12 protein-coding genes are annotated in these 11473 nt (G+C 39.8%); 2 read left to right on the forward strand and 10 right to left on the reverse strand.

From position 1 onward, the window contains the following. Nucleotides 1–109: 109 nt before the first annotated feature. The 9 genes from ODU39_RS08225 to ODU39_RS08265 form a co-directional block, all read right to left on the reverse strand. The gene (locus tag ODU39_RS08225; RefSeq protein WP_398580215.1) at nucleotides 110–652 is read right to left on the reverse strand and encodes a dihydrofolate reductase family protein; all 543 of its coding nucleotides are present in this window, start codon (nucleotides 650–652) and stop codon (nucleotides 110–112) included. Nucleotides 653–807: 155 nt separating this feature from the next. Continuing rightward, a complete protein-coding gene (locus ODU39_RS08230; RefSeq protein WP_002940834.1) occupies nucleotides 808–1761 on the reverse strand; it encodes an ABC transporter permease in 954 nt (317 codons plus the stop codon). A 1-nt stretch (nucleotide 1762) separates the two neighbouring features. Further along, nucleotides 1763–2824, reverse strand: coding sequence for an ABC transporter permease (locus ODU39_RS08235; RefSeq protein WP_002935270.1), 1062 nt, complete (start codon nucleotides 2822–2824; stop codon nucleotides 1763–1765). After that, nucleotides 2817–4352: an ABC transporter ATP-binding protein gene (locus ODU39_RS08240; RefSeq protein WP_024387432.1), complete on the reverse strand. Its 1536-nt coding sequence runs from the start codon at nucleotides 4350–4352 to the stop codon at nucleotides 2817–2819. The genes ODU39_RS08235 and ODU39_RS08240 overlap by 8 nt, the downstream gene beginning before the upstream one ends. A gap of 194 nt (nucleotides 4353–4546) precedes the next feature. Continuing rightward, nucleotides 4547–5614, reverse strand: coding sequence for a BMP family protein (locus ODU39_RS08245; RefSeq protein ID WP_044758722.1), 1068 nt, complete (start codon nucleotides 5612–5614; stop codon nucleotides 4547–4549). 80 nt (nucleotides 5615–5694) lie between these two features. Then, entirely contained in the window at nucleotides 5695–6084 is a 390-nt protein-coding gene (locus tag ODU39_RS08250; RefSeq protein WP_024415456.1) for a cytidine deaminase, read from the reverse strand. Then, the gene (gene deoC / locus ODU39_RS08255) at nucleotides 6071–6733 is read right to left on the reverse strand and encodes a deoxyribose-phosphate aldolase (RefSeq protein WP_024418109.1); all 663 of its coding nucleotides are present in this window, start codon (nucleotides 6731–6733) and stop codon (nucleotides 6071–6073) included. Before deoC ends, ODU39_RS08250 begins: the two co-directional genes overlap by 14 nt. 15 nt (nucleotides 6734–6748) lie before the next feature. Then, on the reverse strand, nucleotides 6749–8026 hold the full coding sequence (locus ODU39_RS08260; protein WP_012027066.1) for a pyrimidine-nucleoside phosphorylase: 1278 nt from the start codon (nucleotides 8024–8026) through the stop codon (nucleotides 6749–6751). Beyond that, the gene (locus tag ODU39_RS08265) at nucleotides 8023–8613 is read right to left on the reverse strand and encodes a class I SAM-dependent methyltransferase (RefSeq protein ID WP_024405804.1); all 591 of its coding nucleotides are present in this window, start codon (nucleotides 8611–8613) and stop codon (nucleotides 8023–8025) included. The genes ODU39_RS08260 and ODU39_RS08265 overlap by 4 nt, the downstream gene beginning before the upstream one ends. A 108-nt stretch (nucleotides 8614–8721) precedes the next feature. Here ODU39_RS08265 and coaA point away from each other — a divergent pair, with 108 nt between their 5' ends. Both coaA and rpsT read left to right on the forward strand, forming a co-directional pair. Beyond that, nucleotides 8722–9642, forward strand: a complete 921-nt coding sequence (gene coaA, locus ODU39_RS08270) for a type I pantothenate kinase (RefSeq protein WP_002935283.1) — start codon at nucleotides 8722–8724, stop codon at nucleotides 9640–9642. Between the two features lie 58 nt (nucleotides 9643–9700). Further along, on the forward strand, nucleotides 9701–9949 hold the full coding sequence (gene rpsT / locus ODU39_RS08275; protein WP_012027069.1) for a 30S ribosomal protein S20: 249 nt from the start codon (nucleotides 9701–9703) through the stop codon (nucleotides 9947–9949). Between the two features lie 263 nt (nucleotides 9950–10212). On the opposite strand, the gene ODU39_RS08280 is transcribed toward rpsT, so the two are convergent. After that, on the reverse strand, nucleotides 10213–11442 hold the full coding sequence (locus ODU39_RS08280; RefSeq protein ID WP_398580216.1) for a transglutaminase domain-containing protein: 1230 nt from the start codon (nucleotides 11440–11442) through the stop codon (nucleotides 10213–10215). Between the last annotated feature and the right edge of the window lie 31 nt (nucleotides 11443–11473).

Consider the following 11473-nt stretch of genomic DNA (forward strand, 5'->3'; position numbering starts at 1 on the left):
ACGGGCATTAGTCAAGTAATTATAGCACTAACCTGAACGAAGTTCAGCGAACGTCTTTAGACGTCGCTGGAGAGAAACGGCTTATAGCCGGTGTACAAGCCACCCGTTTTCACGGGTGGTTATGACTTCTAATATCATAACGTAACATAGCAATTCCATCTGTGACGGTTGACTCTACCAAGAGCAATTTCTTTTCTTCCAAAAGTGAGGCGAAAAGTGGAATACCGTCACCCAAAATAGTAGGAATAATCCCGATAATAAGGTGATCAATCACTCCCGCCTCTAAACAGTCCTGAACCAGACTTGCTCCACCAAACAACCAAATATCTCCACCTTCTTGAGAGCGAAGTTCCATAATCTCCCCGATGACGTCCCTTACGAAACGCACATTACCATAGTCCGTCTGCTCAGTATGACTCGCAACGATAAATTGCTTTTCCTGATGTCCATCAATCATTTCCAACGGACAAACTTCTAATGATTTTCTCCCCATTACAACTGTATCACAGTTGTTAAAGAAATTTTGATTATCAAACTGTAAGACCGTATCGTATTTATCGGTACCATGTCCTTCAATCCAATCGTAGCTTCCATCCTTACGTGCAATAAATCCATCTAAACTCATTGCAATATTTAACACCAATCGTCTCACAATTAACCTCATTTCATACCTTAGTGACAAACTATTATACCAGTCATTCTGCCTATTCTCAACCAAAAGTCCCTATAACTCCTCTTCCTTTGAATAGGACAATTATTCATTTCCTATACAGCAAAGAACATGATAAAAAGGTCCACTGGACCTTTTTATTTAGATTTGATATAGTTGATACCGTCTGCTTTAGGAGCGACTGCTTTACCAAAGAAAGCAGACAGGGCAATAACAGTAATCAAATATGGTGCAATTTGGAGATAAACCGTTGGAATATCTTTCAATCCTGGTAATTGTCCACCCACTACTGCCAAACTTTGCGAAAGACCGAAGAATAGACTGGCAAGCATAGCGCCAATTGGATTCCACTTACCGAAAATTACAGCTGCTAGAGCGATGAAACCCGAACCTACGATTGTTGTTGCAGAGAAGTTGATATTCACTGATTGAGCACTTACAGCTCCACCAACACCACCAAGGAAACCAGCAATCAACACACCTGCATAACGCATAGCGTAGACATTGATTCCCAAAGTATCCGCTGCCTGCGGATGTTCACCTACTGAGCGAAGGCGCAAACCGAACTTGGTTTTATAAAGGATGAACCAAGCAAGAAATGCTGTTGCAATAGCTACATAACCCATCAAGCTTGTATTTTTGAAGAAAATTTCACCAATGATGGGAATATCTGCCAAGATAGGGAATGAAAATTTACCAAATGATTCAGTAATACTATCAGTTTGACCCTTATTATAGATAACCTTGACTAGGAAAACTCCCAATGCTGGAGCCAAAAGGTTCAACACCGTACCTGAGACAACGTGGTCTGCACGGAAATTAATCGTCGCCATCGCATGAATAGCGGCAAAGATAACACCAGCAAGACCTCCTACAATAACAGCTAATAATGGAGTAGCATTACCAAATGTCCCTGCAAATTCGATATTGAAAACAACACCAGCAAAGGCACCGATAACCATGATTCCTTCTAGACCAACGTTTACAATACCACCGCGTTCAGAGAAAACTCCTCCAAGACTGGTAAAGATTAAGGGTGCTGAATAAATCAACATTTGCGAAATGAGTAAGGCAAGAATTGAAACATTCATCTTATTTCGCTCCTTTCGCTTTATTTCTAGATTTTAATAATTGTTCAAAAATAAATTTCACACCGATAAAGAAAATGATTGATGCAGTAACAACGTTGATCAATTCAGGTGGAATCTGTGCACGTACCATACCTGGGGCACCGACAGAAAGAACACCGAATAGAAAGGCAGCTAATGGAATACCTAACGGTGAATTAGAAGCTAAAAGCGCTACTGACATACCATTAAAACCAATATCCAAGTTACCGCTTTGAATGTAAACGTTTTGGAAAGTCCCCAAACCTTGGATAGCTCCCCCAAGACCCGCAAGAGCACCTGAAATAATCATAGATAGAATAATTGTACGTTTCGCAGACATACCCGCATAATCCGATGCTGTTGGGTTAAGCCCCACTGAGCGAATCTCAAAACCAAGAGTCGTTTTGGTCAATAAGAACCAAATCACAAAAACTGCAATAATGGCAAAGAAAATACCAATATTCATACGTGAGTTATCTGTCAATGCACGGAGCCACTCTGTTTGGTAAGACGCATTTGCTGACACGTTAACTGTCGAGTCTGTATTCTTCATCAAACTATCTGCAAATACATCACGAATGATATAATTACATGAATAGAGTAAGATGTAGTTCATCATAATCGTAACGATAACTTCACTTGTTCCCAAATAGGCACGTAGAATACCTGGAATAGCTCCAGCAATACCGCCTGCCAACATAGCAATCAAGACTGTTCCCAAAATCAAAACTGGACGTGGTAAGTCAGGATTCGCCAAGGCAAACCATCCAGCAAAAACCCAACCAACATAGGCCTGACCAGACAAACCAACGTTGAAGAAACCTGCACGACTAGCTACTGCGAAACCGAGAGCAGTGAAAACAAGTGGTGCCATTGCACGGAAAATTTCACCAATTGATTTGATATTACCAAAAGCTGAATAGAATAACTCTTCATAGCCCCAAATTGGATCGTAGCCAAAAACAAGCATGACAATCGCTCCAAGTAGGATACCACTGACCACAGCCATTAATGGAAGGGCCAAATTCTTATATTTATTAAGCATGTTCTTCTCCCTTCTCAATATGTCCACCTGCCATCAAGACACCTAACTCTTGTTTATTGGTCTTAGCAGGTTCAACAATACCATGGATGACACCATCATGGATAACAGCAATTCTATCTGATACATCCAAAATTTCATCCAATTCGAAGCTGACAACAAGAACAGCCTTACCCTTATCACGTTCTGCAATGAGACGCTTACGAATATACTCAATAGCACCAACGTCCAAACCGCGTGTTGGTTGGCTAACAATAAAAAGGTCTGGGTTGCGATCGATTTCACGCGCGATGATAGCTTTTTGCTGGTTACCACCTGAAAGAGCCTTGATTGGAACGAGTTCACTCGCCCCACGAACGTCAAATTCTTCCATTAACGCGCGTGCTTTTTCATTAATGATATTATAGTTCAAGATACCATTTTTTGAAATCGGTTCTTTATAGTAAGTTTGAAGCGCAAAGTTCTCAGCAACAGTCATCGGAAGAACGAGTCCATCGCGATGGCGATCTTCGGGAACGTGGCTCACTTGCATTTCTGTAATTTTACGTGGAGTTTTACCAACTACCTCCTCACCTTTGATAGTGATTGAGCCAGATTTTACCTTACGTAAGCCAGTGATTGCCTGAATCAACTCACTTTGACCGTTTCCGTCGATACCGGCAATACCAACAACCTCACCTGCTCGAACATCAAGCGACAAGCCCTTAACTGCTGGAATACCACGGTTTTCATTGACAACCAAATCCTTAATTGATAAAATGACTTCTTTAGGATTTGCTTCAACTTTCTCTGTTTTAAAGGAAACGGAACGTCCAACCATCCACTCAGCCAAATCTTGGTTTGTTGCTCCTTCAACGGCAACTGTTTCGATTGATTTACCTCGACGAATAACTGTTACACTATCGGCAACTGCACGAATTTCATCCAATTTGTGCGTAATCAAAATAATAGATTTACCTTCTTCAACCAAGGCTTTCATAATTTTCAAGAGCTCTGCAATTTCCGCAGGGGTCAATACAGCTGTCGGCTCATCAAAAATTAAAAGGTCGGCTCCACGGTAAAGTGTTTTAAGGATTTCTACACGTTGCTGTGCACCCACAGAAATATCTGCAACCTTTGCAGTTGGATCAACTTCAAGACCATACTTAGCAGAAAGTTCTTTTATTTCTGCGATAGCTTTTTTAAGGTCAATCACGCCACCTTTGGTAGTTTCAGAACCAAGAATGATATTCTCGGCAACTGTGAAAGCATCAACCAACATAAAATGTTGGTGCACCATACCAATACCCAATTGGGCAGCTTTGGATGGAGAGTCAATCTTCACGGATTGACCGTTGATAACAATTTCACCGCTTGTAGGTTCCAACAAGCCAGCAAGCATGTTCATCAGAGTAGATTTACCCGCACCATTCTCACCAAGAAGGGCATGGATTTCACCACGTCTGACATTCAAATTGATGTGGTCATTTGCTACAAATTCACCAAATATCTTAGTGATATTGCGCATTTCAATGACATAATCCTTAGTCATAATCTATTATCCTTTCTGACTATAGCCTTCTGAAAATTCTTCAGTACTACTTTGAGCACTTTAAAACTCTTCATCAACTATACCATTTTTGTCAGTAAAACCTACCATAGCTGATAGGCTTTACTGAGAAAAATCTCAGCCCGAAAACGGCGCCCCGTCGGGTCGCCGAATCGGAATTGTCAAAAAGAAATTCATTAAGGTTTTTCAGGAACTTCTACTTTGCCATCCAAAATTGCTTGTTTAGCATCTGCAACTGCTTTAGAAGCATCTTCTGAAAGGTTAGTTTCCGCCAATTCAACACCTTTATCTTTCAATGAGAATTGAAGTACTTTACCGCCAGGGAAATCACCTGCAGCTGCCTTAGTTGCAATATCTTTAACTGAAGTACCAACTTGTTTCAATGTTGAAGCCAATACAAAGTTAGAAGACTTACCATCTTTAGAAGTGTATGTACCTTCTGCTGATTGGTCACGGTCAACACCGATTACCCAAACTTTATCTGCTTCATTACGAGTTTCGTTTTCTGCTTTAGCAGCAGCAAATACACCGTTACCAGTACCACCAGAAGCGTGGAAGATAACATCTGCACCTGCAGCATATTGAGCAGCTGCAAGAGTTTGACCTTTGGCAGCATCACCAAATGAACCTGCATAGTCAACTGTAATCTTGATGTCTTTGTTTACAGACTTAGCACCAGCAACGAAACCAGCTTCAAAGCGATCGATGATAACACCTTCCATACCACCGATGAAACCTACGTGATTTGTTTTAGTTGATTTAGCTGCAGCAACACCAGCAAGATATGATGCTTCATGGTCTGCGAAACCTACGCTAACTACATTGTCTTGATCTGGAACAACACTATCCACGATTACATAGTGTGTATTAGGATTATTTGGTGCAACCTCAGCAATCGCACTCTCCAAGGCAAAACCAATACCGAACACAAGATTGTAACCACCAGCAACAGCTGAATCAAGGTTTGTGATATAATCTGATTCACTAGCTGATTGGAAGTAATCGTAGCCATTACCTTTGGAAAGACTAGCTGCTTTACCCCACTCTTGAAGACCTTCCCAAGCAGATTGGTTAAATGAACGGTCATCAACACCACCAATGTCAGTAACGATAGCAGCTTTCACAGATGTGTCCGCTGATGAAGATGCTTCTGAGCTACTGCTTTTTGAAGCACGGTTACCACATGCAGCCAAAGATACAGCCGCAACAGCTGCTAGACCAAGTCCTACAAGTTTCTTGTTCATTTCTGAACCCTCCTAAAAATCTTTTTGCAACTAAATTGTTGCATAGTAATATTGCTACAGTCAAATGACTGCCATACAGACTATGTTAAGTCTGTAAAGGAATATGGTAGTAATTCCCCGACTGTCGTCTCGACTGTCGATTTATCTTTAGCGACCAAGGTCACTTTTAAATCCTTATCAAAAAATTCTGCCATAACTTGGCGACAAGCTCCACAAGGAGATATTGGTTTTTCTGTTTTACCATAAATTACGATTTCAGAAAAATCTTTCACACCTTCAGAAATGGCCTTGAAAATAGCTGTCCTTTCAGCGCAATTGGTCAAACCAAAACTTGCATTTTCAATGTTTACACCTGTAAATATTTCCCCAGTCTTAGCTACAAGAACTGCACTAACTGGAAACTTTGAGTACGGTACGTATGCTTTTTGACTGTTTTTTACAGCTAATTCAATTAAATCAATAGTCTCCATCCGCCTGTGCTCCATTCATGATTGCCACGCCTGATGACGCACCAATACGAGACGCTCCTGCTTCGATAAAAGCAATAGCATCTTCATACGAACGTGCACCGCCAGAAGCCTTCACTCCCATGTCAGGACCTACTGTTTTTCTCATCAAGGCAACATCCGCTACTGTAGCACCACCTGTAGAAAATCCTGTAGATGTTTTAACATAGTCCGCACCAGCTTCTTGAGATAATTGACAAGCCTTCACTTTCTCATCGTCAGTAAGGAGACATGCTTCGATGATAACTTTGACTAGTTTATCACCACTTGCTTCTACAACAGCTTTAATATCCTCCAAAACCAAATCGTAATTTCCAGTTTTCAGAGCACCGATATTGATAACCATGTCAATCTCATCTGCTCCATTTGAAATTGCGTCTTTTGTTTCGAATGCTTTTACAGCAGGTGTGTTTGCTCCGAGAGGGAAACCAATAACCGTACAAACTTTTACATCACTATCTTTCAAGCTTTCAGCTGCTAAAGCAACCCAAGTTGGGTTAACACAGACACTTGCAAAATCATATTCTTTTGCTTCTGCTAAAATTTTTTCAACCTGCTCTTGTGTTGTCTCAGGTTTCAAGATTGTGTGGTCAATATATTTATTCAATTTCATAGCTTTCTCCGTACATTAAGAAATAATCTCGATGATTTCTTTCGTTTTTACACTTTCTTTATCTATTTTAACATTTTTTTGGAAATTTGTAAGCATGTTTTCCGAAATATTTTCATTGGCATAAATCGTTGCGATTTGCTCGCCTTTAGAAACAGCTTCCCCCACTTTCTTATGGAAAACAATACCTGTTTCATAATCTAAATTGTCAGTCTTGACTGCACGACCTGCACCAAGTTTCATTGCAAAGAGACCAAATTCCAAAGCAGGAAGCCCCACAATATAGCCATCCTCTTCCGCAAGAACTGGAACTTGCTGTGTAACCTGAACTGGGCGATATAAATCTTCTAAGTCACCACCTTGAGCACGGACCATCTCTTCAAATTTCTTCAATGCTGCACCATTGTCAATATGCTGGCGTACTTCTTCAATGCTTTTCTCAACATTAGCAAGCCCCAACATAATTTGGGCTAGTTCACAGATAAATTCGGTAACATCTTCTCGACCTTTACCCTGTAAAATTTCAATAGCCTCTAAAATTTCCAAACGATTTCCAATCGAAGTTCCAACTGGTTGAGACATGTCAGTCAAAACTGCAACTGTCTTACGCCCAACCGCCTTCCCAAGATCCACCATGGTTTGAGCTAGAACCCGTGCTTCTTCAACGGTCTTCATGAAGGCGCCTTCTCCCACTGTTACATCTAGAAGAATCGCATCCGCACCTGCGGCAATTTTCTTAGACATTACCGAGCTGGCAATCAGCGGAATAATGTCAACGGTTGCTGTCACGTCACGAAGGGCGTAGAGTAGTTTATCAGCTTTGACAAGATTATCTGACTGACCAATAACTGCAACACCAGTATCTTGAACTTGCTTGATGAAATCTGCTTGGCTAACTTCAATCTGGTATCCTTTGATTGACTCTAACTTATCCAAGGTTCCACCAGTATGACCAAGCCCACGACCACTCATCTTTGCAACTGGAATATCGAAACTTGCTACCAATGGCGCTAAGATGAGTGTAACCTTATCTCCGACACCACCTGTAGAATGCTTATCTACCTTGATGCCTGGGATTGCAGACAAATCAATCTGTTCACCCGTTGCAACCATGGACATTGTCAAATCAGAAATCTCACGTGTTGACATCCCTTTAAAATAAATCGCCATCGCCAAGGCTGACATTTGATAATCCGGTACTGTCCCAGCTACATATCCATCAATCAACCATTTGATTTCTTCAGACGATAGTTCTAAGCCATCACGCTTTTTTTGAATTAAATCAACTGCTCTCATTCTTTCACACTTTCAAGGATGTAGTAACCCTTATCTTTCTTTATAATCTGGCAGTTGCCGAACACCTCCTCCATCTTAGCTTTAGCACTCGGAGCACCTTGTTTCTTTTGAATGACAATGGACAAGGTTCCGTGTGCCTCTAAGCGTTGAAAGGCCCCAGCAATTACTTCATGTACAACCGATTTTCCGGCTCGAATAGGTGGATTTGAAACAATATGATTGAATGTTTCGTCCACGTTTTCGTAGATATTGGATTGATAAATTTTAGCGATAACACCATTCCTCTCTGCATTTTTTGTAGCTAAATCCAAAGCTCTGCTATTAATATCAATCAGTGTTGTCTTGGTGCTAAACACCTTAGCAAGTGTCAAACCAATTGGTCCATAACCACAGCCAACATCCAACACTGATGCCCCTTTTTCAAAATAAAGGGTTTTTAAAAGCACTTGACTACCATAATCAACCATCTTCTTGCTAAAAACACCTGCATCTGTCATGAAAGACATTGGGGTGTCTAGTAAGTTTACGTGGATTTCATGAATATCATGTGCTATTGTAGGATTTTTTTCGTAATACATATTGGACATGTACTTATTATAACATTTCCTAAAAACGTTTTCAAGAGTTTTTCTTACATGAAAAATATGATAAAATGAAATCGATATTGAAACGCTTACCTATAGGAAGAATTATGTATGAAAAATGAATTTTTAAATTTTGAACAAATTGACCGAGCCACTTGGCAACAACTACATCGTAAGACTACCATTCCACTTAGTCAAAGCGAACTAAATTCTATTAAAAGTTTTAACGACCGCATCCAATTACATGAGGTTTCTGACATCTATCTTCCTTTGGTTAATCTTATCCATATCTATCGGAAAGCACGCAAAGACCTAAATTTTACGAAGAGTTTATTTCTACAGAAAACTATCAAGCCTCAACCGTTTATCATTGGCGTTTCTGGAAGTGTTGCTGTCGGCAAATCAACAACTAGTAGATTGCTGCAAATTCTTATCGCTCGGACATTTAAACACGCCAAGGTTGAATTAGTGACAACGGATGGATTTCTCCATCCAAATGCGGTTTTAGAAGAACGGCAACTGTTAAATAAAAAGGGGTTTCCTGAGTCCTATGACATGGAGAAATTGATTGATTTCCTTGATAAGATAAAAAACGGCTACGACTGCCAAATTCCTGTCTATTCACATGAAATCTATGATATTGTCCCCAACAAAACTCAGGAGATTAAGTCTCCAGATTTCTTGATTGTTGAGGGAATCAATGTATTTCAAAATCCACAAAACCAGCGCCTCTATGTCAGTGATTATTTTGATTTGTCTATATACGTTGACGCTGATGTGGAACATATTGAAACCTGGTACTTGGAGCGATTCCAAAAATTGTTAACATTGGCAAAAAATGACCCTAACAACTATTACCATCGTTTTACCCAGATGACGTACCCTGAGATTCTATCTATTGCCCAGAATACTTGGAAAAACATTAATCTAGCTAACTTAGAAAAATTCATTGAACCAACCAGAAACCGTGCTGATATTATTCTTCATAAGGCCGAAAACCATGAGATTGATAAAATTTATCTAAAAAAATAAATTTCACTTGTCAAAAATACTCTTTTCAGATATAATGGTATAGTTAGTACAAGAAAGGGTGGAGGTGAAACCATTGGCAAACATTAAGTCAGCTATCAAACGCGCTGAATTGAACGTTAAACAAAACGAGAAAAACTCAGCACAAAAATCAGCTATGCGTACTGCAATCAAAGCATTTGAAGCTAACCCATCTGAAGAGCTTTTCCGTGCTGCTAGTTCAGCAATCGATAAAGCAGAAACTAAAGGTTTGATTCACAAAAACAAAGCAAGCCGCGATAAAGCACGTCTTGCATCAAAACTTGCTTAATTAAAAAAGAAACCTTTGGGTTTCCTTTTTTTTATTTTTTCCATCATAAGGATGCGGAACAAAGTGGATCAATTTTTCCCTCGATGAATAACATCATTAACTCGTCAACCACAAAGCCCTCACTAAGATTATACACCTAGTGAGGGCTTTATGTTCGTTTTCATTATTCTGTGGGTGAGGCGGAGTCATCATGGATGTCTTCCTCGCTCCCTATTTTTTTATTATTAGGGAAGAGCATGTTCCTTGTGATTCAAACTAATTCGTTAGAACCAATCTGCCAGTTCAAATGTATAGGTTTGATCATTATAATAGTACTGATACTCTCCTACATCGCCCAAAGCCTGAAAAATAGCATTATTTTCAGTAGAGGCCAATGTAATCATTTGTTGCATTGCTTCTGCTGTTCCAAATTGCAAGACTACTTTATCCGTACCTTGTAGTCGCTGATCAGTGATGGACTGTAAAACTGCAGCTTCATCAAAGCTTGTGAAATAGATTCCCTTTTGAACATAGTAATTCAATGAATTATCTGTGCACTTTGGATAGGTCAATGCTCTAGGTTCGTAATATTGTTCTTCTCCCCAGTAGTCGAGGAGGTCGGTATCAGCAATTCTACTTCTCTCTAAGATTTCATCAGGGACACATAGATAATCGTATGAAATATCTGTATGCGCTTCTCCACTTATAGCTTGATCAAAAACTGGGTCTCCCCAAGTCGTATCAACACCATAGTATTGTCCATTTATCTTGACCAGATTCCAAGCATGCCCAAACTCACCGTTTTGCCCATTTTTTGCAATCCCTGTAACATAAATACAATCAATGCCTGCTTTTTTACATAGATATTGGAAGGTGCGACTATAGCCGGCACAAACCGATTTCTTATCTAATAGCACGCTGGTAATTCCTTGACTTCTCCACGTGACAGATTTAGTCTGCAGGGCTTCAAGGTCGTAATCCGTTTGCTTTATAATCACCTCGTAAAAATATTTAACCTTCTCATAGTCCGACCCTTTTGGTGTCTGAGCAAGTATCTTATTCACTTCATCTTCTATTTTATTTTGTGTCGGAGATAAATCACTCGGATACACCGGCTCTTCTAAATCCAATATATCAATTCCACCAGCCATTGCTGCTTCATCTGTTAGCCAGTAAAATTCTGGATAATCATGGGCGACAGAAAAATAGACGCGCGAATATATTTCATCATTAACAGAATCAATATCGATCACTTGCATCCGCTTGCTGAGTCCATTAACAAATTGGAGATAGACACGACGTTCCTTATCAGTATCCAATTGTTGGTAGTAAAAATTTCCTTGAACCTCTTCTTTTAATGCTGTTAATTCTGCTTCTAGTTGCTTTTTTTCTTTAGAAAATTCAATTTTAGCTGCTTCCAAACGTTCACTTAAATTTTTCCCTCCTCCTGAACAAGCAGAAAGGACTGTCGCCGATAATAATATTGTTAAAATGCCACGAGAAACTTTCCTCATATTTACCCCCATTCTTGTTTAAGTATAACAT

This window comes from Streptococcus sp. 2021WUSS126 (assembly GCF_044427255.1).
GTDB classification, from domain to species: domain Bacteria; phylum Bacillota; class Bacilli; order Lactobacillales; family Streptococcaceae; genus Streptococcus; species Streptococcus hashimotonensis.

Excerpts from the sequence above, each read along its gene's own strand:
- ODU39_RS08230 (WP_002940834.1), bottom strand. The coding sequence starts at position 1,761 with ATGAATGTTTCAATTCTTGCCTTACTCATTTCGCAAATGTTGATTTAT.
- ODU39_RS08235 (WP_002935270.1), bottom strand. The coding sequence starts at position 2,824 with ATGCTTAATAAATATAAGAATTTGGCCCTTCCATTAATGGCTGTGGTC.
- ODU39_RS08240 (WP_024387432.1), bottom strand. The coding sequence starts at position 4,352 with ATGACTAAGGATTATGTCATTGAAATGCGCAATATCACTAAGATATTT.
- ODU39_RS08245 (WP_044758722.1), bottom strand. The coding sequence starts at position 5,614 with ATGAACAAGAAACTTGTAGGACTTGGTCTAGCAGCTGTTGCGGCTGTA.
- ODU39_RS08250 (WP_024415456.1), bottom strand. The coding sequence starts at position 6,084 with ATGGAGACTATTGATTTAATTGAATTAGCTGTAAAAAACAGTCAAAAA.
- deoC (WP_024418109.1), bottom strand. The coding sequence starts at position 6,733 with ATGAAATTGAATAAATATATTGACCACACAATCTTGAAACCTGAGACA.
- ODU39_RS08260 (WP_012027066.1), bottom strand. The coding sequence starts at position 8,026 with ATGAGAGCAGTTGATTTAATTCAAAAAAAGCGTGATGGCTTAGAACTA.
- ODU39_RS08265 (WP_024405804.1), bottom strand. The coding sequence starts at position 8,613 with ATGTCCAATATGTATTACGAAAAAAATCCTACAATAGCACATGATATT.
- coaA (WP_002935283.1), top strand. The coding sequence starts at position 8,722 with ATGAAAAATGAATTTTTAAATTTTGAACAAATTGACCGAGCCACTTGG.
- ODU39_RS08280 (WP_398580216.1), bottom strand. The coding sequence starts at position 11,442 with ATGAGGAAAGTTTCTCGTGGCATTTTAACAATATTATTATCGGCGACA.